The 26672-nt window shown below is 60.9% G+C and carries 28 protein-coding genes; 13 read left to right on the forward strand and 15 right to left on the reverse strand.

Translation table 11 applies throughout. From position 1 onward, the window contains the following. Positions 1-29: 29 nt before the first annotated feature. From P0D73_RS08875 to P0D73_RS08885, 3 genes are all read right to left on the reverse strand, one after another. Positions 30-893, reverse strand: coding sequence for a MurR/RpiR family transcriptional regulator (locus tag P0D73_RS08875; protein WP_408177307.1), 864 nt, complete (start codon positions 891-893; stop codon positions 30-32). A 170-nt stretch (positions 894-1063) separates the two neighbouring features. Further along, positions 1064-2146: an ABC transporter ATP-binding protein gene (locus P0D73_RS08880; protein WP_408430940.1), complete on the reverse strand. Its 1083-nt coding sequence runs from the start codon at positions 2144-2146 to the stop codon at positions 1064-1066. A 65-nt stretch (positions 2147-2211) separates the two neighbouring features. Further along, on the reverse strand, positions 2212-2985 hold the full coding sequence (locus tag P0D73_RS08885; RefSeq protein ID WP_408430942.1) for an SDR family oxidoreductase: 774 nt from the start codon (positions 2983-2985) through the stop codon (positions 2212-2214). 279 nt (positions 2986-3264) lie between these two features. Here P0D73_RS08885 and P0D73_RS08890 point away from each other — a divergent pair, with 279 nt between their 5' ends. The 3 genes from P0D73_RS08890 to P0D73_RS08900 all read left to right on the forward strand — a co-directional run bounded on the left by P0D73_RS08890 (position 3265) and on the right by P0D73_RS08900 (position 6393). Then, positions 3265-4497 (forward strand): ABC transporter substrate-binding protein, encoded by a 1233-nt coding sequence (locus P0D73_RS08890; protein ID WP_408314358.1) that lies wholly within the window; start codon positions 3265-3267, stop codon positions 4495-4497. 157 nt (positions 4498-4654) lie between these two features. Next, the gene (locus tag P0D73_RS08895) at positions 4655-5545 is read left to right on the forward strand and encodes a carbohydrate ABC transporter permease (protein WP_408430944.1); all 891 of its coding nucleotides are present in this window, start codon (positions 4655-4657) and stop codon (positions 5543-5545) included. Further along, positions 5542-6393, forward strand: coding sequence for a carbohydrate ABC transporter permease (locus P0D73_RS08900; RefSeq protein ID WP_408430947.1), 852 nt, complete (start codon positions 5542-5544; stop codon positions 6391-6393). The genes P0D73_RS08895 and P0D73_RS08900 overlap by 4 nt, the downstream gene beginning before the upstream one ends. A 112-nt stretch (positions 6394-6505) precedes the next feature. On the opposite strand, the gene P0D73_RS08905 is transcribed toward P0D73_RS08900, so the two are convergent. After that, positions 6506-6799 carry a DUF1330 domain-containing protein gene (locus P0D73_RS08905; RefSeq protein ID WP_408177310.1) on the reverse strand — a complete coding sequence of 98 codons (294 nt, stop codon included), beginning with the start codon at positions 6797-6799 and terminating at the stop codon, positions 6506-6508. A 256-nt stretch (positions 6800-7055) separates the two neighbouring features. Here P0D73_RS08905 and P0D73_RS08910 point away from each other — a divergent pair, with 256 nt between their 5' ends. After that, positions 7056-7727, forward strand: a complete 672-nt coding sequence (locus P0D73_RS08910; RefSeq protein ID WP_408177311.1) for a DsbA family oxidoreductase — start codon at positions 7056-7058, stop codon at positions 7725-7727. A gap of 149 nt (positions 7728-7876) precedes the next feature. On the opposite strand, the gene P0D73_RS08915 is transcribed toward P0D73_RS08910, so the two are convergent. Then, on the reverse strand, positions 7877-8197 hold the full coding sequence (locus P0D73_RS08915) for a hypothetical protein (RefSeq protein ID WP_408177312.1): 321 nt from the start codon (positions 8195-8197) through the stop codon (positions 7877-7879). Positions 8198-8480: 283 nt separating this feature from the next. On the opposite strand from P0D73_RS08915, the gene P0D73_RS08920 reads away from it, so the two are divergent. Further along, the gene (locus P0D73_RS08920; RefSeq protein WP_408177313.1) at positions 8481-8888 is read left to right on the forward strand and encodes an MOSC domain-containing protein; all 408 of its coding nucleotides are present in this window, start codon (positions 8481-8483) and stop codon (positions 8886-8888) included. 86 nt (positions 8889-8974) lie between these two features. Here P0D73_RS08920 and P0D73_RS08925 read toward each other — a convergent pair whose 3' ends face one another. Further along, the gene (locus P0D73_RS08925; protein WP_408177314.1) at positions 8975-10135 is read right to left on the reverse strand and encodes a porin; all 1161 of its coding nucleotides are present in this window, start codon (positions 10133-10135) and stop codon (positions 8975-8977) included. A gap of 624 nt (positions 10136-10759) precedes the next feature. On the opposite strand from P0D73_RS08925, the gene P0D73_RS08930 reads away from it, so the two are divergent. Further along, positions 10760-11203 (forward strand): Fur family transcriptional regulator, encoded by a 444-nt coding sequence (locus P0D73_RS08930; RefSeq protein ID WP_408177315.1) that lies wholly within the window; start codon positions 10760-10762, stop codon positions 11201-11203. Between the two features lie 24 nt (positions 11204-11227). Here the strand turns inward: P0D73_RS08930 and P0D73_RS08935 are convergent, their stop codons facing one another. Further along, on the reverse strand, positions 11228-11707 hold the full coding sequence (locus P0D73_RS08935; protein WP_408291757.1) for a hypothetical protein: 480 nt from the start codon (positions 11705-11707) through the stop codon (positions 11228-11230). A gap of 351 nt (positions 11708-12058) precedes the next feature. Between P0D73_RS08935 and P0D73_RS08940 the strand changes: the two genes are divergently transcribed. Both P0D73_RS08940 and P0D73_RS08945 read left to right on the forward strand, forming a co-directional pair. Further along, the gene (locus P0D73_RS08940) at positions 12059-12385 is read left to right on the forward strand and encodes a hypothetical protein (protein ID WP_408177317.1); all 327 of its coding nucleotides are present in this window, start codon (positions 12059-12061) and stop codon (positions 12383-12385) included. Then, positions 12382-14454, forward strand: a complete 2073-nt coding sequence (locus tag P0D73_RS08945) for a tetratricopeptide repeat protein (RefSeq protein ID WP_408430950.1) — start codon at positions 12382-12384, stop codon at positions 14452-14454. The genes P0D73_RS08940 and P0D73_RS08945 overlap by 4 nt, the downstream gene beginning before the upstream one ends. 26 nt (positions 14455-14480) lie before the next feature. Here P0D73_RS08945 and P0D73_RS08950 read toward each other — a convergent pair whose 3' ends face one another. From P0D73_RS08950 to P0D73_RS08965, 4 genes are all read right to left on the reverse strand, one after another. Further along, entirely contained in the window at positions 14481-15065 is a 585-nt protein-coding gene (locus P0D73_RS08950; RefSeq protein ID WP_408291763.1) for a nucleoside 2-deoxyribosyltransferase, read from the reverse strand. A gap of 197 nt (positions 15066-15262) precedes the next feature. Beyond that, a complete protein-coding gene (locus P0D73_RS08955) occupies positions 15263-15703 on the reverse strand; it encodes a hypothetical protein (protein ID WP_408291765.1) in 441 nt (146 codons plus the stop codon). 206 nt (positions 15704-15909) lie between these two features. Beyond that, on the reverse strand, positions 15910-16014 hold the full coding sequence (locus tag P0D73_RS08960; protein ID WP_408291784.1) for a hypothetical protein: 105 nt from the start codon (positions 16012-16014) through the stop codon (positions 15910-15912). Next, positions 15972-17663 (reverse strand): purple acid phosphatase family protein, encoded by a 1692-nt coding sequence (locus P0D73_RS08965; protein WP_408314364.1) that lies wholly within the window; start codon positions 17661-17663, stop codon positions 15972-15974. Before P0D73_RS08965 ends, P0D73_RS08960 begins: the two co-directional genes overlap by 43 nt. 525 nt (positions 17664-18188) lie before the next feature. On the opposite strand from P0D73_RS08965, the gene P0D73_RS08970 reads away from it, so the two are divergent. Then, positions 18189-18716, forward strand: coding sequence for a hypothetical protein (locus P0D73_RS08970; protein WP_408177322.1), 528 nt, complete (start codon positions 18189-18191; stop codon positions 18714-18716). Between the two features lie 87 nt (positions 18717-18803). Here the strand turns inward: P0D73_RS08970 and P0D73_RS08975 are convergent, their stop codons facing one another. The 4 genes from P0D73_RS08975 to P0D73_RS08990 all read right to left on the reverse strand — a co-directional run bounded on the left by P0D73_RS08975 (position 18804) and on the right by P0D73_RS08990 (position 22718). Beyond that, entirely contained in the window at positions 18804-19028 is a 225-nt protein-coding gene (locus P0D73_RS08975; RefSeq protein WP_132378974.1) for a hypothetical protein, read from the reverse strand. Between the two features lie 136 nt (positions 19029-19164). Next, on the reverse strand, positions 19165-19584 hold the full coding sequence (locus P0D73_RS08980; protein ID WP_408177324.1) for a hypothetical protein: 420 nt from the start codon (positions 19582-19584) through the stop codon (positions 19165-19167). A gap of 30 nt (positions 19585-19614) precedes the next feature. Further along, positions 19615-21549: a putative bifunctional diguanylate cyclase/phosphodiesterase gene (locus P0D73_RS08985; protein ID WP_408430953.1), complete on the reverse strand. Its 1935-nt coding sequence runs from the start codon at positions 21547-21549 to the stop codon at positions 19615-19617. 230 nt (positions 21550-21779) lie between these two features. Then, on the reverse strand, positions 21780-22718 hold the full coding sequence (locus P0D73_RS08990) for a LysR family transcriptional regulator (protein WP_408177326.1): 939 nt from the start codon (positions 22716-22718) through the stop codon (positions 21780-21782). 99 nt (positions 22719-22817) lie between these two features. On the opposite strand from P0D73_RS08990, the gene P0D73_RS08995 reads away from it, so the two are divergent. From P0D73_RS08995 to P0D73_RS09010, 4 genes are all read left to right on the forward strand, one after another. After that, positions 22818-24239, forward strand: a complete 1422-nt coding sequence (locus P0D73_RS08995) for an aldehyde dehydrogenase family protein (RefSeq protein ID WP_408430956.1) — start codon at positions 22818-22820, stop codon at positions 24237-24239. A gap of 121 nt (positions 24240-24360) precedes the next feature. Next, positions 24361-24699, forward strand: a complete 339-nt coding sequence (locus P0D73_RS09000; protein ID WP_408177328.1) for a hypothetical protein — start codon at positions 24361-24363, stop codon at positions 24697-24699. Positions 24700-24996: 297 nt separating this feature from the next. Next, complete coding sequence (trpS, locus tag P0D73_RS09005) at positions 24997-26025, forward strand: tryptophan--tRNA ligase (RefSeq protein WP_408291773.1); 1029 nt, start codon at positions 24997-24999, stop codon at positions 26023-26025. Positions 26026-26207: 182 nt separating this feature from the next. Next, on the forward strand, positions 26208-26588 hold the full coding sequence (locus P0D73_RS09010; RefSeq protein WP_408291775.1) for a nuclear transport factor 2 family protein: 381 nt from the start codon (positions 26208-26210) through the stop codon (positions 26586-26588). The last annotated feature ends 84 nt before the right edge of the window (positions 26589-26672 follow it).

Consider the following 26672-nt stretch of genomic DNA (forward strand, 5'->3'; position numbering starts at 1 on the left):
GGAAATCGACAAGCGACTTTCGCGGCCGCTCAATCCCCCGCCGCCTCCGGCTCATGCGACGCCAACCTCGCCTTCGCATGCCGCATCTTCTCGAGCGTCTTCGGCCCGGCTTTGAGCGCGACGCCAATCGCCAGCGCGTCCATGATGCACAGATGCACGAGCCGCGACACGCCCGGCGTATTCGGATCGATCGGGCTCGGCACGCGCAGCAGCAGCGCAATATCCACCAGCCACGCCAGCCGCGAGCCGACATTCGTCAGCGCAATCGTGGTCGCGCCACGCTCCTTGGCAATCTGAATGCTCTCGTTGACTTCGACACTGCGGCCCGAATGCGAAATCGCAAAGGCGACATCGCCCGGTTCCATGAGGCCCGCGTAAAGACGCTGAAGATGCCCATCGGTAAACGCAGTGGATGCAATATCGAGCCGCAGAAACCGCAGCGCCGCATCTTGCGCGACCAATCCCGAACCCGAACCGACGCCAAAGAAAAACACCCGCCGCGCGCTCGACAACGCAGCAATCGCACTCTCGACTACCGCCGGATCCAGCGCGCCACGCGCATGCGTGATGCCGTCGACCGCCGCCTCGCCCACCTTGTCCATGAGCGTCTGCACGTCGTCGTCGCGCGCCACCGCCGTGGATGCATACGGCAGCCCGCCCGCCACGCTCTGCGCCAATTGCATCTTGAAGTCGCGCAGACCGTGCGCACCGATCGCGCGGCAAAAGCGCGTGACGGAAGGCTCGGACACGTCCGCGCGCTGCGCGAGTTCGGTGATGCTCGCGCGCATCGCGAAGTCGACATCGCTCAACACCATGTCGGCGACCTTACGCTCGGCGGGCCGCAAACTGGCGAGTGCGCTGCGGATGTGGGGAATCAAGTTCGGTGCGGACACCCGGTGTTCCTTAAAAGCGCCCCCAGACCTGTCGCTTCGCGCGAGGCCCCCCGAGGGGATGAGAAAACTTGGGGCGGCCCGGCGTCTTCTCACGGGTTAAATGAATCCGCGTCGCAGCTTCAGCGAGCCCGAGGCAAGCTCGTATCGACCTCAAAACAGCAACACGCGGTTCAGACCAGCCTGCGTCCACTCTCCGTATCGAACAGATGAATATGTTCGGCCGGCAAACGCAGCGTCACGCGCTGGCCGGGCTCGATTTTCGAGCGCTGACGAGTCGTCACGCACCACGTGCTGCCGCCTATTTTCCCGTACAAGTGAGTCTCCGCACCAGTCGGCTCGACCACTTCGACTTCCATCGTCGCGTCGGGTGTCGGCGTCATGGTTTCGATGTGTTCCGGCCGCACGCCGAGCGTGACCTTCGCGCCGACCACGGCCGACGCGGGCGTGCCTTCCAGCACGATCTCGCCACCGTCCGTCAGATTCAGCGCGAGGCCCTGACCTTGCGCGCGGCTCGCGATCACACCTTCGGCGAAGTTCATCGACGGCGAGCCGAGAAAGCTCGCCACGAACAGATTCGCCGGATGATCGTACAGTTCCAGCGGACGGCCGATCTGCTCGATCCGCCCCGCGTTCATGACGACAATGCGATCCGCCATCGTCATGGCTTCGATCTGATCGTGCGTGACGTAGATCACCGTATTCTTCAGCCGCTGATGCAGCGCCTTGATTTCGGTGCGCATCTGCACGCGCAGTTTGGCGTCGAGATTGGACAGCGGCTCGTCGAACAGGAACAGCGACGGCTCGCGCACCACCGCGCGGCCCATTGCCACGCGTTGCCGCTGGCCACCCGACAGCGCGCGCGGCAAACGGTCCAGATAGCCGCCGAGGTTCAGCATCTTCGCGGCGGCTTCGATCCGCGGCTTGAAACTCGCCGACGACTCCTTGCGAATCCGCGGCCCGAACGCGATGTTTTCGTAGACGGACAGATGCGGATATAGCGCGTAGCTCTGGAACACCATCGAGATATTGCGCTGCTGCGGCGCGAGACTGTTCGCGCGCGTGCCGCCGATCATCAGATCGCCGCCGCTGATTTCCTCGAGCCCCGCCACCATGCGCATCAACGTGCTCTTGCCGCAGCCCGACGGCCCGACCAGCACGACGAACTCGCCGTCGTCGATGTCGAGATCGATGCCGTGCACCACTTGCGTGTCGCCATAGCGTTTGAAGATGCCGCTCAGTTGCACTGCTGCCATGCTGTCCTCATCATCTTGCTTCGTTGACTCGATCTCGTGCTACTTGCAATGTTGCCGCGCGCGGTTCAGAGCGATTCGAGCGTCAGTTCTTCCGCCATCAGACGGTTGCCAGCCATCAGGCCCCCGTCGACCGGCAGCGCGACGCCGGTAATCACGCGCGCCATCGGCGAGGCGAGAAACAGCACGGCGTCGGCGATGTCGTCAGGTGTCGCGAAGTCGCGCAACGGGTACCACTTTTTCAGATCCTCGAAGACCTGCGGATTCTTGTCGACGCGCGCCTGCCACGCCTGCGTCTTCACCGTGCCGGGACACACGATGTTCGCGCGAATCCCGTAGCGGCCGAGTTCGAGCGCGAGCGCCTTCGTATAACTGATGAGCCCGGCCTTCGCCGCGCTGTACGCCGGATGACCGAGCGCGGCCATGCCGTTCACCGAACCGATCAGCACCAGCGCGCCCCGTTGCCACTCGATCATCGACGCGCGCACGGCCTCGACCGTGTGAAACGTGCCGTTCAGATTCAGATGGATGTCGCGCTGCCAGCTCGCGACATCCGTCGTGGCAAGCGTCAGACCTTGTGCCGCGCCCGCGTTGGCGACCAGCACATCCACCGGAGCGCGCACCTTGACCGCGGCGGCCACGGCTTGCTGCACTGCGGCGGCGTCGCCGAGATCGACCGCGATCGGCGTGACGTGCGCCTCGCCGAGTTGCGCGGTCAAAGCCTTCAGCGCGGCGGCGTCGATGTCGAGCGCCAGCACCGTATCGCCCTGTTCCACGAAGCGCCTGCACAACACGCTGCCGATGCCGCCGCAAGCGCCCGTAACCAACACCACACGATTCATGTCCGCCTCGCTCTTCAACCGCGCCGCCAGCACCGGATTAGCGTGTAAATTTCTTACAAACCAAGGTTGGCGCAGTTGTCTAGTCATCCCGAAGATTGGGTATCCGTGACATCACCCTATGCAGAATACCCCTGCTTTACAGCATCTTATGCACAAAACTGGCCGGGAAGAAATATGGCAGACCCTACGTGACAAGCTATTTTGCGTCATGTAGGATTTTTTCAAACAATTCAACCCGAAGCGGCCGGCGACGGCAGCAAACCACCCCAGGAGAGAGAAATGTCGTTGCAAGCCCGTGCTTCCCTCGCGCTAGGCAAAATTGCCGTGGCGCTCGCGTTTGCAGGTATCGCCGTCGCGGCTCACGCCGACACGGTCCGCGTGACCGTCGCCCACTACAGCGACGCGACCGCACCGTACTTCGAAAAGATGGCCCGTAACTTCGAGAAGGCCAATCCCGGCACGACCATCAAGATCGAAGATGTGAACTGGGACACGCTGCAACAGAAACTGCAAACGGACATTTCAGGCAACGCCAACGCCGACCTCGCGATCGTCGGCACACGGTGGCTGCTCGACTTCGTGAAGGACGACGTCGCCGAGCCGCTCGACGGCTATATGGACGCCAGCTTCAAGAGCCGCTTCATCGGCCCGTTCCTCGCGCCGGGTGAAATCAACGGCAAGGTGTACGGCCTGCCGATCGCCGCTTCCGCACGCGCGCTGTACTACAACAAAGACCTGCTCGCGAAAGTCGGCTATCCCGACGGCCCGAAGACCTGGAACGACGTGATCGAAGCGTCGAAGAAACTGAAGGCGCAGGGCATTGCCGGCTTCGGTCTGCAAGGCAAGGAAATCGAAACGGACGTCTACTATTACTACGCCCTGTGGACCAATGGTGGCGACGTGGTTGGCAAGGACGGCAAGGCGGCGTTCAATTCGCCGGCCGGCATCAAGGCCGCCACGCTCTACAAGACGATGATCGACCAGGGCCTGACGCAACCGGGCGTGACCGGCTATAGCCGCGAAGACGTGCAGAATCTGTTCAAGCAAGGCCGCGTCGCGATGATGATCTCCGCGCCGTTCCTCGCCAAGCAGATCAAGAAAGAAGCGCCGAACCTGAAGTACGGCATCGATCCGATTCCGATGGGCACGGCACACGCCACCTACGCCGTCACGGACTCGATCGTGATGTTCAAGAACTCGAAGGTGAAGAAGTCGGCGTGGAAGTTCCTCGACTATCTGTTCACGAAGGAACCGCGCGTGGAGTTCACCACGACTGAAGGCTTCCTGCCGACCACCAAGGCTGAGGCAACCGACCCGGCATTCAATGATCCGGACACCAAGGCCTTCGTCGCGCTGCTGCCGACCGCCCACTTCGCACCGACCGTGACCGGCTGGGAAGACACCGCCAAGGCCGTGACCGATGCAATGCAGTCGATCTACCTGGGCAAGGCCAAGCCGGCTGACGCATTGAATGCGGCGGCCACGCAAGCGAACAAGTCGCTCGGTAAGTGATCACGCAGCACAGTCGTATTTATCTCGTAGTGATCTGCTGAACCCGGAACGCGCGCCGCCACTACGAAGGCAGTGCGCGTTTCGCTCGTAATGCACTATCCGGCCCATCCCGACGCGCCTGCTCATCAACGCGGACGCGCCTTACGATCGAGCACGCATGAGCCGTTCCGCTTCTTCGCGCCTGCAAGCGCCCTGGTTGCTGATTGCGCCGAGTCTGGTACTGGCGCTCTTCATCATCAGCTATCCGATCTTCAACATCGTGTGGCAATCGCTGCACGAGGTCTCGCGCTTCGGCGCGATTCGCGATTTCACCGGTCTGCGGAATTTCTATACGATCTTCAGCGACCCCGCGTTTCTTGCCGCCGCCAAGCGGACCATTGTCTGGACCGTGTGCGTGGTGGGCGGCACGGTGCTGATCTCGGTGCCTGTCGCACTGGTGCTGAATCAGGATTTCTACGGGCGCGGCGTGGCGCGCACGATCGTGATGCTGCCGTGGTCCGTCTCGCTGACCATGACCGCCGTGGTCTGGCGCTGGGCCTTCAACGACGACTACGGCATGGTCAACGTCACGTTGCAGCGGCTCGGCTTGATCAGCGGTCCGATTCATTGGCTGGCCACGCCGGAGCTCGCGTTTCCGGTCGAAATCGCAGTCGGCATTCTGGTGTCGATTCCGTTTACGGTGACGATTCTGCTGGGCGGTTTGTCCTCGGTGCCCGGCGATATTTACGAAGCCGCTCGCATGGACGGCGCGAGCGCCTGGCAGCAGTTTCGCCAACTCACCATGCCGCTGTTGCGGCCGTTCATCAACATGACGATTCTGTTGAACGTGATCTACGTGTTCAACTCGTTTCCGATCATCTGGGTGATGACGCAGGGCGGCCCCGACAACAGCACGCACATTCTCGTCACGTATCTCTACGAGCTCGGCTTCCGGCTCGGGCGCCCCGGCGAAGCTGCAGCGGTGTCACTGATCATGCTCGTCATGCTGTTCGTTTTCTCGATCGCCTATCTGCGCCTGCAGCCCGCGAAAGAAGGAGATCCGTCATGAGTCTCAGCGTCAAGATGAAGCGCTCGCTGTGGTGCTGGCTCGCGCTGTCGCCGCTAATCGTGGTGGTGCTGTTTCCGTTCGCCGTCATGCTATTTACGGCGTTGAAGCCGGCTTCCGAGATTTTTGTCTATCCGGCGCGCTGGTTGCCGGTGCATTGGCAGTGGAGCAATTTCTCCGACATGTGGGTCGCCGCCAATTTCGGCGTGGCGCTACGCAATAGCACGGTGATCAGTTTGCTGTCGACCGCGCTTGCGCTGGCAGTCAGCTTGCCGGCGGCGTATGCGTTGGCTAGGTTTCCCTTTCGAGGACGCGGGCTCTACCGTCAGTTTCTGCTCGTCACGCAGATGTTGTCGCCTATCCTGCTCGTAGTCGGCTTGTTCCGGCTGGCAGCGATGATTCCTTATGGCGACGGCAACCTGGTTGACTCCAAGACCGGCGTGATCGTCTCTTATGCGGCCTTCAACATCGCGTTTGCCGTGTGGATGCTGTCTTCGTACTTTCAGACGGTGCCGCGCGATCTGGAAGAGTCGGCGTGGCTCGAAGGATGCGGACGGACCAAGGCGGTCTTCAAAGTGTTCCTGCCGCTCGCGGTGCCGGCGATCGTCGTCACTGCGATCTTCACGTTCATCAACGCGTGGAACGAGTTTGCCGTCGTGTACACCTTGATCCGCTCACCGGAGAATAAAACGCTGACCGTGCAGGTGACCGACATGGTCGCCGGGAAATACGTGGTCGAGTGGCATCTGGTGATGGCCGCTACGCTTTGCGCCACGTTGCCGGTTTCGGTGGTGTTCGCGTGGTTGCAGCGGTATCTGGTGAAGGGGCTCGCGCTGGGCGCGGTGAAATAGATTCGGTGACAAGCGCGGCAGGCGGTGGCCTGCCGTTGCATTGCATCACGCTGGATTGCCGCCTTTGGGCGCGAACCTGCCTAAGCAGGTCGCGCTCTCCGCATCTCTTGCGTTACTCCGTGCCGCGCACAATCCGCAGATCGCGCTCGACGCCATCGCCCAATGCCGCCAGCGCCTTCTTGTAGAGTTCGCTTTCGTAGGCCGCGACGGCTGCTTCGTAGGTCGGAAACTCGATCACGACCGTCCGCTCCTTCAAGCCTTGCTCACGAGCCTCGTCCGCCACGCCACGTACGATGAACTTGCCGCCGGCAGCCGCCACGGCGGGCACGGCAAGCTGCGCATATGCGCCAAGCTTGGCCGCGTCTTTCGTCGCGCGATATGACGTCACCCAATATCCCTTGCTCATTTGAAGCTCCTATCAACGTTGGAAAAGCAGTCGTTGTCGTGCACGACGGCGAAGAGGGATTATGACGCCTGCCGGCATCCCTGTTGCTCGCATGGTCAACGGCTCCAACTGCGGTTGGTGAATTGTAAGGCGCCGGCTCGCGTTCCGTCACGAGGGCGGTCCTGCAAATACTCGCAATTCAGGTTACGCTGTTTGCGGCCCTCGCTCTGGCACCAAGCCGGCCACGCAACAGATTCTTCCCATTAGGACCACCGCAATGACACAACCGCTCACAATCGATTTTGTCTCCGACATCGCCTGCCCATGGTGCGCAATCGGCCTCTCCTCGCTGCAACGCGCGCTCTCGCGCCTTGGCGACACGGTCGACGCGCAAATCGTCCTGCATCCGTTCGAGTTGAATCCGGACATGGGACCGGACGGCGAGACCATTGTCGACTATCTCGGCAAGAAATATGGGCGCACGGCGGAGCAAATCGCTGAAACGCAGGCGGCGATTCGCGAGCGTGGTGCGAGCGTTGGTTTTGCCTTCGGCCCGCGCACGCACGTGTACAACACGTTCGACGCGCATCGCCTGCTGCATTGGGCCGGCATCAAGGGTGCGCAGTTGCCGCTCAACCTGGCCCTGTTGCGGGCCTATCACGGCGAAGGCAAGGACACCAGCAACCACGAAGTGTTGATCGAAGCGGCGCAATCCGTTGGGCTCGACGCCGCGGAGGCACGTGACGTACTGCAAAAAGGAACCTATGCCGCGGAGGTTCGTGCGGAGGAGCGGAATAACGAGGCAATGGGGATTCAATCGGTGCCGGCCACTATCCTCAACCGTCGCTATCTGGTGAGCGGCGGACAGCCTGTCGAAACTTTCGAGCAAGTCATCCAGCAGATTCTGGCTGAAGCGAAGGACGAAGGTTCACAAGCCGCGTCGCGCTGAACGTTCTCCATGCACCGGCAACATCATGCGTGCCGGAAATCGGCGGCATGTGGCGAGGGCGTCACTTTGGCGTGGAGTGCAGTACGTGCCGAGACGCTCAACCCGCACGTGCTACCGTGACCACCGCGTTTCGGTGACCTGAGTCCGGCTTACGGCGACACCATCCCGTTGAGTCGCGTCTGATCCTGCTCGTTGTTATAGAGCTGGTTGTTGTACCGGCGGTTTTCATACTGCCGGTTTTCATACTGCCGGTTCTCGTATTGCCGATTGAAATACTGACGATTGTTGTACTGACGGTCCTCGTACGCACGATTATTCGCCGCGCGATCTGAATACGAGTCGACTCGCAACATGAATAGCGCCTGCGCCGCAGGAGTTTGAGCGTGCACCTGCTCGTTCATATGGACACACGCAACAAGCGCCACGATCACAGATAGCGAACGACGCGTAGTCGCTTTCGGCAAGTTCATCAATCCTCCTGGTGATCGATTCCCGGACTCCGCCCATGCTAGCCGGATCCTGCGATGTCCCAACTGGCGCATCGCGAAGGCCCGTCACGTCTTCCGAAGATCGGACGGCAAAAGGCCGGTCCGCCGTCGACGGGTGGCCTTGCATCAAACACGTCATAATCGAAGCGCGCGCCCACCACAGAACCTTTTCAGAAAGATGCCGCTCAACCCCGAATCTCCGCTCGCGCGCCTCATGCTCGCGCCCGTTCGCCCAGGTAGCGTCGTCTGGCTCGGCGTACGATCAATGCGCCGCGAACCGATGCGAGTCGTCGAAACCGTGGAGGCGCGCGTTGGCCACGGACTTGCCGATGATCACTACAGCCGCGCCGGTGGCAACAGGCAGGTCACTCTGATCGAGACAGAAAGCCTGGCTGCTATTGCGAGTCATTTGGGGCAAAGCGCGGTGTCGCCCCTGAATCTGCGACGCAACGTCGTAACGTCAGGTATCAATCTCTATGCGCTGAAGGCACGCCGCTTCCGGATCGGCGACGCGATTCTCGAAGCCACGGGCGAATGCCACCCTTGTTCCCGCATGGAGGAAGTGCTTGGAACAGGCGGATATAACGCGGTCAGAGGATTCGGCGGGATCACTGCGCGCGTGGTGGAAGATGGGACGATCGCGCTTTTGAGCCAGATCGTTCCGATCGACTGAAGACCGCGAGCATAGCGCTCGCACAATGACGCATGCCCGGCAGCAGCCAGGCATGCATCTTCACAGACTACTCGTCACGAACCTGCTTAGAACGCGTGACGCATCCCCACGGTGACTGCCACTTGCGTGTTGGTCGAAGACGGCGACAACGTGTTGATCATGGCATGCGAGAGTACGGAGTCCGCCGGCGCACCGTGCACATTCTGATAGACGCCTTCGAGATAGAAGTCCGTACGCTTGCTGATCGAGTAATCGGTCTGCAGCATGGCCGTGTTCCATCCCGGCGACGAACCGTTATAGGCGCCATGCGTGTACGTGTACTCGCCGGATACGCTCAACGCCGGCGTAAGCGCGTACTTTGCGTTCACCTCGTAGTTGTCGAGACGCAGTGAACCGGCCAGCGATCCGGCAGACGGGTCGCCCGAACCGAGGTAGCTGCCCGTGCCGAACGAGAACACGCCCGACGCGTTGTCGATCTGCGTGTGGCTCCAGACCAGCCCGACAGTGGCCGGCCCGAACGTGTAGTTACCGCCCAGCGACCAGATACGCTGGCGTTGTGCGAGGAAGTTCGCGCTTGCATCGCTCGAAGTCACCGCGCCGCTGCCGTTGCCCGCGTTGTTCAATTGCAGATAGCCGGCGGCAAGATTCACCGGACCTTGCGCATACGAAACGCCGAAACCGTATGACCGGTTATTCCCGAAGTCGCCGGCCTTGTTGCTGAACGAATACATCGTTTCGAACGTAACGCCGCGGTAGGTCGGGCTCGCGTACTTGACCGAGTTGTTGATCACGACCGAATTCGCAGCAAGGTTGTCGTTCTCGAACGGATGCGCGGCCATGCTGCCGCCCCACGTGTTGAACTCCGCCGTGAGCGGTCCGACGAGGTCGTTCATCACGTCGAACTGGCGGCCGAACGTCAAGGTGCCGTACGGATCGCTTTGCAGGCCGACCCACGCCTGTGAGCCGAAACCATCACCGGAGAATGCCTGGGCGCCGTTGTTCAGCAGGAAACCTTGCTCGAGTTTGAAGACCGCGTGCAAGCCGCCACCCAAATCCTCCGAGCCCTTGAGACCGAAGACCGTGTTCTGGGTCGAACTGCTCACTTCCTGCCAATTGCTGTGCCCAAACTGATTGTTCGTGTAAACCAATCCGGTATCGATGAGGCCATAGAGCGTCACGCTACTTTGCGCATGCGCCGACATCGTAAATGCGCCGAAGAGCGCGGCCGCGAGTAAAGATTTTTTCATACTTTGTTGGCTCCGAGATCAAGCGGTAATTGAGGGTATCAATTGCTCTTTCCACCAGCGCCATGCACACGCATGCAATACATTTGCAACCGTTGTTGCGCAAACCGCGAGAAGCATAAGTAGTTATTGGATGTTTATTGCGCGACACATCATTTCAATGGCTTTGCCATGGTGCGCGCTTATCTATTGCATGGTTTTCATATCGGCTCAGTGCACGCGTACTAGCCAGCGCGGCGGTAAACGAGCCCCCCAATCATAGGGCGATGAAAATAAATGAGGTGTCAAAAAAAATAAGCCGCGTGGCGTCAAAGGAACAATGAGGGGGCGAAGCTTAACGCGTTGCGGGATCCGCCGGGAGTCAGTGTGGCGCGATTTTGACGGCAACGCCGAGCGAAAGGAATACGTAATTTAGCCAAAAACAGGCCGTTTGAGTTCATCGGTTTGCGACTGTCCAATGCTTCCCGAAACTGGCGCTTAAGGTTCTCTTAAGGAGCCGGCTTACATAGTTCGGCCACTCGCGGTTCGTCTTGCCGAAATAGCGCGACGTCATTCCCACCGACTTCTTCATCGCGGCGACCTTGAATCCAACAGGTCGGTCGCCGCTTCTCGAATGCCACGACGCCCATGAAAATTCATAGAATTCTGGAGCAAGCCCGTCTGCGGCCCACGTTCCCACGAGTCCTGGTGCTGGAGTTTTTTCATGAGCACGCTCGTGACCACTTCAGCGCTGAACAGGTCTATAAGCTTCTCAATGAAGACATGCGCAACATGAGCCTCGCCACGGTCTATCGTGTGCTCGGTCAACTCGTGGATGCGGATTTATTGTCGGGCGTGGCCTTTGGCGAAAGCCGCATGGTCTACGAACTGAATGACGGAACCCGGCACGATCATCTCGTCTGCACGGTCTGCGGTCGAATCTATGAGTTCTTCGATGCGGAAATCGAGGCGCGACAGCAGTCTGTCGCGAACAGCCTCGACTTCGCGGTGACGGCACGTCAGTTGGTTCTGTTCGGCATTTGCGCCGGGTGTAGAAAGAGCGGCGCGCAGACGCGATTGATGATGAGATAGAGACGCGCGACGCCGCTCATCGATTCATGCTTGAGTCGCTGCCGCTGCCGCCGCAAGTGCGCGGAAGTTTGCGGGCGTGGCAAAGGCGAGATACTGCTTCTGCATCTCTTCCGTCAACACTTCGATCAGCAGAACGTTTTCGATCCACAATTCGATCACATCGAAAAAGTTGCGCCCGCGCGTGCAGCGCACCGCGCGCCAGCCTTCTCGCTCGCCGATTGCGAAGACTTCCTCGGGGGACAGTTTGCTCGCAATGGCAATGTGAAATGCGCTGTATCGCGGAGCAGTGCTCGAGCCTGGCACAGACGAAACCTGTTCGCCGTCGGGGCTGAGCACGCGATCGTTGGGATAGGTCTCGATGATCGAGCCACGGTCGTCGCCAGCTATCGCCATCCACGAATCGGGAAAGGAAGGGAATGGTGCGTGAAATCCGCCCCACAGTTCGGCGATGACACGTGCGACGTTTTCCGGATTGCGAGCCGGGATGGAAGCATGAAACAGCATGAGTGACCTCCGTCGAAAATCTACATTGAGGTTCGGTCCTTGTATTGCGTTCTAAAGGCGGCCTTTGCGCCATTCTCTTTTGTTGTCGTATGCGTCGGCGCGTGTCGTGCATAGCACGCGCACTCGTGGCGTTCAGCAGCTGCGTTGCCACGCACGGGGCATTCCGCGAATCAGCAATACAAGCGCATCGGGCGGCGATACTCCCACTTGGCGGATGCACCGTCAAGTGGGGGTATCACCGCCACTTTCGTGTGATGAATTGCACTGCGATTCGCGACCTTTTTTCTTTCTGGCGGTCGCGGATCGTCTTAACTAAAGCGGAGGAATCGGCATCGACACAAGGAGGCCGCCATGGGCGTGCGCGTTCGGCCAAAAGCGCGGGAAAGTGCGGCGGACAAGGCGCCGGCGCGATACGGCTTGTGGGGCTGGCTCAAACAAAAGGACAACCGCACGGTGCTGCAGTTCGTCGGTGCCGGCATTGTCGCGCTGATCGGCGTGCTCACGACGTTGGGTATCCTTCATCAACCGGCCCCCCCAGAAGCTCACCCCGTTCCGTCCGCCACCGCGGCGCCGCCGGCGCCACCCCCGCCGCAACCGGTCAATCAGAGCGCGACCGCGAATGGTGACGCCGCTACCAACGTGTCGGGCTCGAGCAATGTGGTGGTGATCAGAAAATGAACCGGTCGAGCCACCTGTCTGTGCTGATCGCCACGATCGTGCTTGCCGTCGCGGCCGCCGCTACAGAATCAGCATCGGCACAAACAGCAACGCGCACGTCGAATGAGCGCCAGTCGGCTTCAGCCTCTGGCGGCGGCATCGCGACCAATGTCATTGGCAACGGCAACACGATCAACGTCAGTTCGGCCGACGCCGCCGTGCTGTCGGAGTTGAAGTCGCGAATGCGCGAAGAAGCGCGGCTGCTCAACGAATTGAAGAAAGCCGTGGCGTCCATCCAGGCGATGACGCAAGCACCCACCACCGCGCCGGCGGCCAACCACGCACTGGCGGCCTTGCAAGCAGGCGATTCGGCTCCGTCGGTTGCGCTATTGCATGATCAGGAAGCCAACGTCGCCAGACAGGCGGAGCAAAACGCAAATTCGGCCGCGGCCGACAAGCATAAGGCCGCGGAACTGGCCCGGCAGCAAGGCGCATTGGCGTTCTTTACCGACACCGAGGGCGCGCTCAAGGCTTACCAGCGCGCCGCCGGATACGAACCGGACGATCCGGACACGCTGATTTTCATCGGCGACCTGCAGGACCGGCTCGGCCAGACACAACAGGCGCTGACGACATTCGATCAGGCGCGTGCGTTGCTCGAACGAAAGCGGGCAGCGTCGCCCGACAACGCTGCTCTGCTAAGCGACCTTGCGGTAGCGCATGACCGGATGGGCGTCGAGATCCAGAAGCAAGGCGACCTCGATAGCGCGCTTGCGCACTTCAGACAGGCGCTTGCCATATTGCAGAAGCTGGTTCAACAGGATCCGCGCAACCAGGAGTGGCAACGCGATCTTGCCGTCACGCATGACTCGATTGGCGCTGTTCTTCAATCGGCGGGAAAGATCGCGGACTCTCTGGCGGAGTTTCGGCAAAGCATGGCGATCATCGAAACGCTTGCTCGTAACAAGCCCGACGATGTCGATCTCCAGCTCGATTTCGCACTGGCGCGCTCGCGCATCGGCGACAGCCTTCTCGAACAAGGTGACTTGACCGGTGCATTGGTTTCGTATCGCCAGGCAGTGACGGTGGCCGACGCACTCGATCGACGCGGTCTGGCTGATCCGGCTAAACCGCACAATTCTTCGCCCAGAATCATGACCGTAGCCGAGGCGCGATTTTCCGCTCATCAAAGGCTGGGCATCGCGTTGGAATCGAAGGGAGACTATGAGGGCGCGCTGGCGGAGTATCAGACGGCGCTGAATATCGCCCAAGCGCAGTCGCAGAAGGACCCGAACAACGTCGATGGGCAGAAAGAGATTCTGTCCGCGCATTTGCGTCATGCGGACGCGCTCATTGCGCGCGGTGACAACGACGCGGCGTTAGCTGAGCTGCGCCAGGCGCTGACGCTCGGCGAGTCGCTCTCCCGCCGTGAACCTGACCACCGCTATTTGCAGGAAAGCGTGGCCCTCGCGCACGTGAGCATTGCCATGCAATTACTCGCGCAAAAAGACGCAGCACAGGCGGCAAACGAGGCGCGGCGCGGTATTGAATTGCTCACCCCGCTCGCGCAAAGCGCGCCTGGCAACAAGTCGTGGCAGTCCGATCTCGCCACGGGTCACTCGTTGCTGAGCGCGGCGCTCCTAGTCCAGAATGACCTGCCTGGCGCTTTGGCCGAGTCGCAGAAGAGCATCGACATTGTCGACGTGCTCGCTCGCGACGATCCGTCGAACGCGAGTTTGCGGCAAACTCTCGCGGAGTTCCACATCATCCGTGCAAGCACGCTCATGGCGCAGAAAAACGCCGCCGACGGCGCTTCTGAAGCGCGCAAGGCCACGGATGCCATCGAGCCTATCGCGAAGCGTGATCCAGACAATGCGATGACCCAGTCGACATTGGCGGAGGCGTATTTTCTGCTGAGTAAATTGAGCGCCACACCGGACGAGCAGCGCGATTTCCGCAACAGGACGATCGAAATTCTCACGAAGCTGAAAGACCAAGGGAAGCTCATGGGCGCTTTTACCCCCATGCTGCAAACGGTACGAGCCGATGCAAGCGCGGACTCCGCCCCACTTTCGCAATCTTCCAAATAGAGCGCCTGCCCCGCAGGCATCATGCCTTATGGCTTCTTGAAAGTGCTGTACAGCGTCTTCGCAAGCGCAGTCAACTCGCCACCACCCTCGCGAAGCGACGCGATCTCCGCACCGCTCTCCAACGTCTGCTCCACGCCGTGACTCCGATCGCGCGCGACGGCTTTCTGAATGGCCTGCGGCAACGCCGACAGTTGATCGACCACGTCGAAATCGCCTAAGCCCGTGAGCATCGGATTGTCGGAGCCACTGAGCATGGAGCGTGCGTCAGCCTTGAAGAGAACAAGCGGCTTGCCCGCATGCCACGCAAGCGACGCCTCGACAACCGTGCCTTCATCGGCAACGCGGCCGTTGAGATTGGCGACCACCGCATCGCAACGCCTGAGCAGTTGATAGGTATCCAGGCGGAAGATCGCGCGGTCGAGCATGTGCGCGGCTTCTTCAACCGACGCGCCGAGCTTCTCGAGTTCCGGTTTGAGCTTCGCGAACTCGAGACCGTCGCGATGCGGAAGAAATGTCGTCAAACCCGCAGCCTCCAGCGTGGCTGCAATTGACTCCATTTCGGCCCGTTCGGCCGCGTTGAAGAGCGGTCCTGCGCAATACACTCGTGGCATCTTTCTTCGTCTCCTGAGGATGGAGGAAATCGTAAAGTACCCTCGCAGCGCGTGTTGGCATGCGACTGCGAGGACCGTTTACGATAACCATCGACGAGGCAAAGTCAATGCAGCGTGTCGGTCACGTATTGCCCGGCGCAATTGGCGCGTGGGCAAGTACCTGTGCTATGAACCAGGTCGCCCTCTCGCTCTTCCGCTCAGTCGTAATGCCGATGCTTGTGATGACGCTTGCCCGACCGGTTGCCGCGGGAATAGTCGTCGGCGTACGAGTTGGAGCGCGAGATGTTGCCGCCGAGCGCCGAGCCCGCGCCGCCGCCCAATGCAGCGCCGACGAGACCGCCGCCACGACCGCCCATCGCATTGCCAGCCGCCGTGCCCGCGCCGCCGCCTAGCGCGCCGCCGATAATGGCGCCCGTGCGTTCCTTGCGATTCGACGTGACCGCGCCGCCGGCGCCGCCGCCCACTGCCCCGCCGAGTACGGCGCCCGTGCTGCCGCCGACCGCGCCGCCCAGCGCAGCGCCGGCGACACCGCCGAGCGCGCCGCCAAGCGCGTTGTTCATATCGCCAGCCATTGCCGACAAGGACGCCGAAGCCGTGAGCGCTGCAACGGCAACAATCTTGAGGATTCTCTTCGACATAACAAGCTCTTTCATTGTTGTTGACGGCGCCGAGTATAACCGCGCTTTTGAAAGGCCTTTGTAACCACGTCACTTCACATCGGTAAGACGTGTAACAAAATGATCGAAGGGTTGAGAGCAGAGGTTTTTACAGCCTCAAGCCAAACAGGACGAGAATACGGCCGGTTGCTTTTGCATATCCTACGGATAGCTAATCATATTGACGATCATACCGACACTACTGGCGAGCCGCCGTAGACCGGCAGCCCGCCAACCGCTAATTCGAACCTTATCCGCGACGCTTCTTTTTCAACTCGATGGTCTCGAACAATTCGTAGTTCTGCGTCGGCGTTTGATCCGCGCCGGGCGCGTGATAGTAGTTCATCGTGACCGTGGTCTCGCCGCCCGGATGCCCCGGATCATGATCGAACACCGCGATGCCATAACCGGTGCCGGTATCGCGTTGCGCCGACCAGATCGCATCTTCCACCGCGTCCGCGTTCGCGCGCACGAAAGTCCCGGCTGTCGTGCCGGCTACCGGCCGATTAGGGCGCGTGAAAATACGCGCCTGCGGCAGTCCCGTGCCGGCATCCAAGCCATAGACATCCAGCGGCGCGCTCGTGCCGCCGCCGCCGAGAATCAGGTGAATCGTGCCGTGGCTCGTATCGAACGTGGATGCGCCCGACGACACCGCCGACATCACCGGTTTCGGCTGCAATGTATCCACCGGCCGGCCCGTCGCGATGTCGGTGCCCTTGTTGTGGTTGCAGCCGCGCACGGGATAACTGCGCTCGTAGTCGTGATCGTGGCCGCACAGCACCAGGTCCACGCCGTAGCGATCGAACAGCGGCAACCAGGCCTCGCGGATGCCTTTATCGGAACCGTTGCCCGTCTTCGACGAACTCAGCGCGTCCTGATGCATCTGAACGATGATCCAGTCGACCTCGTCGTCTTCGGAGGCACGGTGCAATGTCTTCTCCAGCCAACGCGTCTGCTCGCCGGCGCTGTAGCCGCGCACATAGAGCGACGTACCGGGTTGTATAGGCGGATTGCCGGTGCTGGCCACCGGCACCAGCGGATCCGGGCCGGCAACGAACGCGGCCGCGTCCTGATACACGACGTCGTCCGCATCGAGCGAAATGAACAGCACGGAACTCACGCGAAAGCTGTACCAGCGGCCCTGAAAGCGCGTGTGATTATCCGGCAGCGTATAGCGCGCGAGATACGAGGCGAGGCCTTGTTCGCCGTTATGGAACTCGAGCTCGTGATTGCCAGGACACGGCATCCACGGCCGGTTCGACGCGGACGTCTGGCAGTTGTTGCCGAAGTCGCGCCACACATCAGGCTGGTGCGTCGGATTCAGATTGGCGTAACACAGGTCGCCATTGAGCAGGTGGAACAGCGGCTGAAAGCGCTCGACCGCCTGCACCGCGAAGCGGCTTTGCGGCGACGACAGAACCCAGCCGGTATTCGGCGTCGCGAGATCGCCATAACTTGTCCAGCGAAACGGCGCGCGTCCACGCGGCGCAGTACGGAAGTTCGCGGTGAAGGGCTGAGCCGCGTTGCTGTCGTTCTCGGCGGTCACCTCGTATTCGTAACTCGTATCGGGTTTCAGATCTCGCAGACGCGCGTGATACGTGAACACGACCTCGCCGTTGAGGCCGTCCGTATAGGTGCTTTGAACGCCATGCACCGTATGTTTCCCCTCGCGCGCGCCGCTGACGCGCACCTGCGGGCTCACTGCCGGCGCAAGCGACGCCCACGACACCGTGACCTCGTGGGTCGGATCGTTGCCCCAAGTCAGGTGGACTTGCTCCGGTGTACCGTCGGGTGCGCTGTTCGCCGCGCGCGCCGCCGATGAAAGCGTGCCCGCCGCCGTAGCGAGACTGGACGCACCGGCAAACTTCAGGAACCCACGACGCGAGACGATGGAAGCGCCTTGATCGGTCGGCGAAGCCTTAGCGATTTTTCTGTTCGACATGTCTGGTGTTGTTGTACGGGGGTGGAAGGACGCCGACGCATAGGACGGACGCACCGCGTTCTGCGTGAACCGCGAGTGCGCTGAAGACCGGCGCGCAACGGGGACGACCAGCCATCGTAGTCGCCAGACTATGACACTCGGATGAAACCGCCCGGTGCGGACAGTTTCGTGCTCCCACATCTGCATTGCAAATCAGATGATTGACAGCTTGGTAGACCGATATATATCATTTGAAAAAGACCAAACGCATCTCATAAAATCAGTCATTCAGAAGTCATTTTTTAATATGCATTTCGATATGTGGCGCAGCTAGAAATAAATACCGAAAGGCGTGTGCGGTGAACTTCGCGCACGTTCAAATAATTGATTTTTATAACTTTTGGCGACCAAAAACCAAACTAAGGGCAGATTCCAGGCTTTCCGCCTTTAAACACACTTCAATTTCACAACCAGACCGCCGGCATTAACAGCAGGCGGCGGGGATTCGCGCGCCCCTAGCTGCGCTTCGGACTGAGTCATATTGCCATGAATACGAAAAAGAAATACACGGCGGCAACGTTATTGATCACGGCACTGCTGGGCGGTTGCACGTCAATGGACGGCGCGATGTCCTCGACCTCGGATTTCCTCGACACCACTGGCGACGTCCTGAGCGGCGATTTCCGCGGATTGACGGCCGCACAGCGGACCACGATGACCGAGATGGCCGTCGACTGGAAGCAGAATGAAAATAACGCGAAGAAGAAATGGGACGAGCGCCGGCTGGTCGTGACCGGTATCGTCACGCGCGTCACGCATTCCGACGGGTTTGTCGGAAAGCCGGGCAAGTATGTGATCGTGTTCAAGGAGCCGTCCAATCCGAAGTGCATCGGCGTGGCGACGACCCGCGATGATCTGATGGTGAACGACAAGCGGACCTCGGTGTACAAAACCGGGGACCGCATCGACGTAACCGGCGTGCTGCAGACACGCGCGGACGTCGACTCCGATGGCGCCGCTTGCCATTTCGCATTTGAACATGCGAGTTTCGCGTTGAATACCGCCCCGCGCTGAGGCAATCACCAGCGACGGCAAGCGCGCCGAAGCGTTGCCGGCGCATGTATTCCATCATGGATCATGCGACCGGCGGCGAACCACCACTCACGTCTGCGGATTCGTGTCGTCCGTGGGCTGGGTGTTGTCGGCGACGTCCTGCTTGTCGTCGTCTTTCTTTTCCATCATTGATTCCAGCTTGCCGGCGCCTTCAAAACCGGCGATAGCGGCGATGCCTTTCGTCAGCAAGCCCGCTTCCGGATCCACTTTTTCTGCCGCTTCAACGGCGGCGATCGCCCCCGCAATCTTTCCTGCTTCGTCCAAGAGTCCCATGTCGCTCTCCTCGAGAAAAAGTGAGTTTGCATCGTCTCACGATCTCGACGCCTTGTCGTCAAATGTAAAACCGAAATGACGATTAGCTGACGCCGCGCAGAGACGCGACGAACTTTACGTTTAGTAAGCGTGACGGCTATCGTTTGGGCGGTTGCGGATTATTCGCCGGATTGGTATCGAATCTGGAGACGCGTTGTATTCCGTCTTCACGGACCAACTGCAATAGTTCGTTCTCCATGTTATCGGCGACGTCTTTGCCGTAGACCTCGTCGCCATTCACATAAACGGTAAACGATTGCAGGTACTTCGCCTTCTTCTCCGGGTTTTCGATCGTCTCGCGAGTCCATTGATAAAGCGGATAGTTTTCCGTACCCTGCCGTTCTGCTTCGCTCACGTAGTCGGCGAAGGCATCGAACTGGCATTTCAACGTTGCGTCGTGCCTGCGCAGAACATCGCGAAGCACGCTATGCGAAGCACACGTCGGGTCAGCACGTAACATGTCGGCAAATTCGGGCGAGACGGTGATCCGTAGCTGGAATTGCAACGCAGGTTCCATATTCGCCTCGGTGTCGGCATTGATGAACGCTCAGTCCTTATCCGCGGAATGCGCGGCAACCTTTTCTTCGATGCGCGCAATCTCGTGCCCCTGCACTGGCTTGCCGAGCAGAAAGCCTTGAGCATGCGTGCATCCGCATACGCGCACGAAATCCAGTTGCTCTTGCGTCTCGATGCCTTCCGCCGTAGTCGGCATGCCGATTTCCCGCGCCAACGCCACGATGCCACGCACCACTGCCGCCGATTCCCGACGATGCACGGACTCCTTGACGAACGAACTATCGATCTTGAGCTTGTCGAACGAAAAGCGCACGAGCGTCGACATCGTCGAGAAGCCGGTGCCGAAATCGTCGAGCGCGAGACCGATGCCCAACGCGCGCAGCCTCCCGACGTTGCGCCGGGTCACGACATCGTCGTTCAGCAGCACCGTTTCGGTGACCTCGATATTCAGGCGCTGCGGCGGAAGCTTCGTCTTGCGAAGAATTCCCGCAACGACCGACGCAAACGACTCCTCCCGCAATTGCACCGGCGATACATTCACGGCGACGGTCACCCTGTCTCGCCAGGTCACCGCCTCCTGGCACGATTGCAGTAAAGCCCATTCGCCCAACAACAGAATGAGGCCCGTTCGTTCGGCGGTAGGAATGAAGGCGGAAGGGGAAAGCTCGCCGCGCGTGGGATGGGTCCAGCGCATCAGCGCCTCGCGGCCGGACACCGCACCGCTGCTGAGATCGATGATGGGCTGGTACTCCATGCGCAAACCGCTGAACGAGTGCAGCGCGCCTTCGAGGTCGCTGCGCAGAAGGCTCAGGCTTTCATCCGACGCGTGTTTCGCAGCGTCGAAAATAGCGTATGCGCTTTTGCCGCTGCGTTTCACGGCATACAAGGCGCGATCGGCACAAATCAGCAGTTGCGGGCCGGTCCTCGCGTGTTCGGGATAGAGCGAGACGCCCACGCTCGCGCCGATATGCACCAGCGCCTCGCGCAGCGCGAATGGGCGCGCCAGCGTCTTCACGATGCGGTCCGCCAGATTGCGGACGTCGCGCGCCTGCCCCGTACCATCGGAAAGCGCCACGAACTCGTCGCCGGCCAGACGTCCGACGAGATCGCCGCTCGGCAACACCTCACGCAAGCGGATTGCCGCTTCCTGAAGAATCTGATCTCCGGCGGCATGGCCCAGGCTGTCATTGATGGCCTTGAAACCGTCCAGGTCGATCAGTAGAACAGCGAACGATTTATCGTTGCGTAGCGCGCCCATCTCCGTGCGCTCGAGCAGCAGTTCACTGATTCGCGCGCGATTGGGCAAACCGGTGAGGCTGTCGTGATGCGCGAGCCGGTGGCTGTTTTCCCGCGCCAGAAGCAACGCGACTGTGTCGCGATTGCTGCGCAGCGCAACCGTAAAGAAGCCGGCAGCGCAGAACGGCGCCTGAAAAAGCAACACGAGTTTGCCGGAGCCGGGAGACAGTGCCGCGCCGAGAGCCAACAGCCCAAGAATGAAGGTGATTTGCAGCAGTACGAGCCGCGGCGTGCCCGCATTACGTCCGGCCAGTCCGCCGATCACGCCCACTGCGCAGACGTTGCCGAGCAGGAAGAGTGTTTGGTCTCCGCTAATGTTGCACAGCAAGGTGCCGTACCCGAACAGCGCGCTCCAGAGCAGGCTTGCGAACAGAAACGCGGAGGTCGGTGTCGGCTGACCGTTGGCGCTGCGCGAGCAGCACAACCAGATTAACGCGAGCCGCGCGATCAGCAATGCAATAACGGCGCAGCCCCAACTCGCGTAAAGGGCCTTGGGATAAAGGTAATAAGCGGTGGCGCAGACGCTGATTTCGCAAATCGACGCGAATACGATCGACGCGGTCCGCGTGAACAGATTGGCAAGCAATATCTGCCGATTGTCCGCGCTCAGATCCTGAGAGGAAGAGACGACCCACTTAAAAAATGGAGACCTTGGTTCGCTGAAAGCCATGACCTACGCATTTTTGATGGTTGATGAATCGAAACCCGCGTATGGCGATTATTACGTAAACATTGAGGATCGGGTTAATTCGACTGAGGAAACACGCCGCCCTGCCCGAGGAGGAAAAAATTACGTATGGCGTGGTCATCTGTGCGCGCGTTTAACGGCGCATGTGCCAAGGTCAGGCACTTTTCGACGTATTCACGCAGAACGGCGATGACGGCCGAACTCGATGAGATTTACCGTGCGCCACGCGGCCTGCGCTTGGTCCGCGCCTCTTCGCGCTGTACATCGGCGTGCTCGCGGATCATATCGATCAGCGCCCGTAACCCGGCAGGCACGTGACGACGGCCGGGATAGTACAAACACAGGCCGTCCAGCGGCGGAGTCCAGTCTTCCAGCACGCGCACCAGCGTGCCCGCCTGCAGATCCGCGGCGACATTCCATTCGGTCAGATAGGTCACGCCGAGGCCGGCGCGCGCCGCTTCCAGCATCAGACCCGGTTCGTCGAGCGTCAGCGCGCCTTTTCCGTCGATACGCACCGTCTCGCCGCGGCGCTCGAATTCCCAATGGTAGATCGCGCCGCTCGGCATGCGCGTGCGGATGCAGCGGTGCGCGAGCAGATCGGCGGGCACGCGCGGCGCTTTGTGCTGCGCGAAATAAACGGGACTGCCAACGACGGCGAAGCGTTGCTTAGCGCCGAACGGCACCGCGATCATGTCCTGCGGCACCGTTTCGGCCAGACGGATACCCGCATCGAAACCTTCGACGACGATGTCGATCAGCCTGCCCTCGGTCACGAGATCGAGTTTCATGTCGGGATAGCGCGCCAGAAACGCGATGAACAGCGGCATGGCTTGCCTCGCCGCGCCCACCGACGCATTGATGCGCAGCGTGCCCGACAACGTGTCGCGAAAGCTGCCGGCCTGTTCGATCGCAACGCGGATCGTCGAGAGCGCGGGCGCCACGCTGTCGACGAATTGCGCGCCCGCTTCCGACAGCGACACGCTGCGCGTCGTGCGATTGAAGAGCCGTACGCCGATACGCGCTTCGAGCGCCGCAACCGAGTGACTGAGCGCGGAGGTCGACACGCCGAGCTCGGTCGCCGCCGCCCGAAAGCTGCGATGGCGCGCGACGGCCAGAATGGCCTCCAGCTCACCCAAACCCGAAGTTTTCATTGTCCCAAATCGCTCAACGTGACGTGCTTGATTGTACGGCTATTCAACGCAATGCCGGCGGTCTATCGTGATTCGTTCGAAGCCTTCTTTGGAGCAAGCATGCAAATCATCGACAAGATTTATATCGACGGCGCGTTCGTCACGCCGCACGGCAGCGAAATGTTCGATCTCTTCAATCCGGCGACGGAGCAGGTGATCGGCCAGGTGCGCCTCGCCGACGCGCAGGACGCACGCGACGCCATCGCCGCCGCGAAACGCGCGTTTCCCGCCTTTTCGCGCACCAGCCCGCGTGAACGCATCGACATGCTAAAGCGCATGCATGAAGCCGTCGTGGCAAAAGAAGACGAGCTTTACGAAGCGATCACCGAAGAATATGGCGCGCCGGTGTCGCGTGGCCGCTGGATGGCGCAGCATGCGAGCAGCGTCCTGCTCGAAGCGGCGAAGGTCTTGCAGGACTATGCATTCACGCGCCGCGCGGGCAGCGCGGAGGTCGTGATGCAACCGTTGGGCGTCGCGGGTCTGATCACGCCGTGGAATAGCGATGCGGGCTTCATCTGCGGCAAGCTCGCCGCCGCTCTCGCTGCGGGCTGCACGGCCGTTATCAAGCCGAGCGAGATGAGCGCGATCCAGACGCGCATCGTGACCGAGGCGCTGCACGAAGCGGGCCTGCCCGCGGGCGTGTTCAACATCGTGACGGGGCGCGGCGACATCGTAGGCGCGGAGATCAGTTCGCATCCCGATGTCGCGAAGCTGTCGTTCACCGGTTCCACGGCGGTCGGCAAAACGATTCTGCGCACGGCGTCCGACACGTTCAAGCGCGTGACGCTCGAACTCGGCGGCAAGTCGCCCGTGATCGTGCTCGACGACGCGGACTTCGACGAAGCGGTGCCGCTCGCCATTCAGGCCGGCTTCATGAATAGCGGTCAGGCGTGCATCGCGGGCACTCGCATTCTGGTGCCGCGACAACGGCTCGCGGAGTTCGAAACGCGCGTGCAGGAAGAGGTCGCGCGCAGCCAGTCAGGCGACCCGCGCGATCCGCAAACGACGGTCGGCCCGATGGTCAGCCAGAAGCAGTGGGAACGCGTGCAGCGTTATATCGGCATCGGCATAGAGGAAGGCGCGCGCCTGATCGCGGGCGGCCAGGGACGGCCGGATGGCGTGAACGCAGGTTGGTTCGTGCGCCCGACCGTTTTCAGCGATGTCACGAACGACATGACGATTGCGCGTGAGGAGATTTTCGGCCCGGTGCTGTCGATCATCGGCTATCGCGACACCGAAGAGGCAATCGCGATCGCTAACGATACCAGCTACGGCTTGCAGGCCTATGTGTTGTCGCGGGACAGGCAACGCGCGCATGAGGTCGCGTCGCGGATCGATGCGGGACGCGTCCTTGTCAACACACTGGCGCATGAGCCGGCTGCGCCGTTCGGCGGCTTCAAGCAATCCGGGATTGGGCGTGAATACGGTACGTTCGGTCTGGAAGCGTTTCTGGAGCCGAAGTCGGTGCTGGGTGTTCTCTGATTGGCCACCGCCGCCCCCCGGGAGCCTCGCGAGTCGAGGATCGATGTACGATGCCGTATAGTGGATGCACCGCTGATCTCCAGCGGCCTACCCGCAGATCGGCGCGATGGGGGACTCCAGAATGACAGTCGCAAATACATCGATGAACGGCTCTCACGGGCCCGTGCCAGAGTCGCTGCAGACATTGGTCGAGTATCTCGAACTCTCGCTCGACAAGGCGTCGAGCGTGGTCATGACGCGCCACACGACCGACGTTTGCACCGTCTACCTGGGCGACCCGGCCGGTCTGATCGAGGAAATGAAGAAGCTCGGCACGATTGCCATCCCGCTCGCCAATGAGATGCTGGAACTGACCCGCTCGGGCGTCAACGAGATGGAGATCGGCGGCCAGGCCTATCGCTTTGTACGCACTTTCACGCAGGTCGAGGACGCCGCAGCGGTCGTTTTTTCGGCGGCGTAGGCGGCGGTGTGTCATGGTTGCATGGCGGTTTGCACGGCGCGTCGGCGTGACTGGTCCGCAACAACGGAAGCGGCCGTCGCGGCGCACTTTCCGGCCCGCCGTTGACGCCATGGCGATCCGCCGCGTTATACTCTGCTAATGGATACGAAGCCGATCACGCTGATTTGTTGGTGGCGCGCCTGACTTAGGCGGCCCGTTTCCACTCGACCATCGAAACGTGATGCCGCCAGTCCTGGCGGCATTTTTGTTTGTGTGCGCTGACGGCTGGTGGTATCGACAAACGCACAACCCCAGACCATGACAGACGCAAAACCGCTCACGACCCAGCCTATTATCCTCACCGGCGACCGCACGACCGGCCCGCTGCACCTTGGCCACTACATCGGCTCGTTGCGCTCGCGCGTGCAGCTTCAGCACGAAGCGCAGCAGTTTCTCCTGCTTGCCGACGCGCAGGCCATGACCGACAACGTCGGCCGGCACCAGAAAGTCACGGAAAACGTCATCGAGGTGGCGCTCGACTATCTCGCGGTCGGCATCGACCCGGCGAAGTCGACCATCGTCATTCAGTCGCAGGTGCCCGAGCTGGCGGAACTGTCCCAGTACCTGCTTAATCTCGTGACGGTCGCGCGCCTCGAGCGCAATCCGACCATCAAGGCGGAAATCGTGCTGCGCGGTTTCGAGCGGGATATCCCCGCCGGCTTTCTGACGTACCCGGTCAGCCAAGCCGCCGACATCACCGCGTTCAAGGCGACGCGCGTACCTGTCGGTGACGACCAGTTGCCGATGATCGAACAAACCAACGAACTGGTGCGCCGTTTCAACAACACGGTCGATCAACAGGTGCTGGTCGAATGCGAAGCCGTGCTCTCGCACGTTGCGCGGCTGCCAGGCATCGACGGCAAAGCCAAGATGAGCAAGTCGCTGGGGAACGCAATCACACTGGGCGCGACGCCGGACGAAATCACCAAGGCCGTGAACAACATGTACACCGACCCTAACCATCTGCGCGTCAATGATCCGGGCCAGGTGGAAGGCAATGTTGTGTTCGCGTTCCTCGACGCGTTCGAGCCGGACGTCCCGATGGTCGACGAACTCAAAGCGCACTACCGCCGCGGCGGCCTTGGCGACAGCGTGGTCAAGCGTGTGCTCAACGAACGACTGCAGTCGATGATCGCCCCCATCCGGGAGCGCCGCCGCGAGTTCGAAGCCGATCGCGCGGAGGTGCTGAACGTCCTGCGCCGCGGGACGATGCGCGCGCGGGAAGTGGCGGGTGCGACGGTATCCGAGGTGAAAGCTGCGCTTGGCCTGAATTACTTTCAGAACTGAGCGACTGGCGGCGGAGCGGCGTTTTGTCTCCGCGCGCCGGCCGAACGAACCGCGCTGCAGCGTGTATTTCGACCGAACGGGTTCTATGATAGGACGCAGTTACTGTCGATAGCGGAGCGACGCGTCCGTCCGTGTCTGCGTGCTTCTCTACGTTCACGCTGGCTGTCGCCCGGGAGATTGACATGAGCAACGCGATGCAGGTCGTCAAAGACGCATACGCCGCCTTTGGCCGGGGCGATATTGACGCGCTGCTGGCGCTGATTCCCGGTGACATTGACTGGCGAGTGGTGGGGCCCGCCAGTCTCCCGTATGCCACCCAATGTCGCACGCGCGCGGACGTGCAGCAATATTTCGATGACCTCTTTTCGGCTGAGGAAATTACCCGCCTCGAGCCTCGTGAATTCATCGATGCGGGCGAGCACATTATCGTACTCGGCTTTGTCGCGTCGACCATCAAGGCGACAGGCAAATCGTTCGAATCAGAATGGGTGCATATCTTCACAGTCAAAGACGGTCTGGTGACCCGTTGGCTGGAGTTCTTTGATACAGCCGCGCGCCCTTAGCCTTGAACGTCCCGGCTCGGGTCGATCAGCCTTCACGCTAGCGAACCACGCTTGTTTGATGACGTGGTTCGCCCTGTGGTTAGG

Source organism: Paraburkholderia sp. RL18-101-BIB-B (assembly GCF_046026985.1).
In the GTDB taxonomy this organism is placed as follows: domain Bacteria; phylum Pseudomonadota; class Gammaproteobacteria; order Burkholderiales; family Burkholderiaceae; genus Paraburkholderia.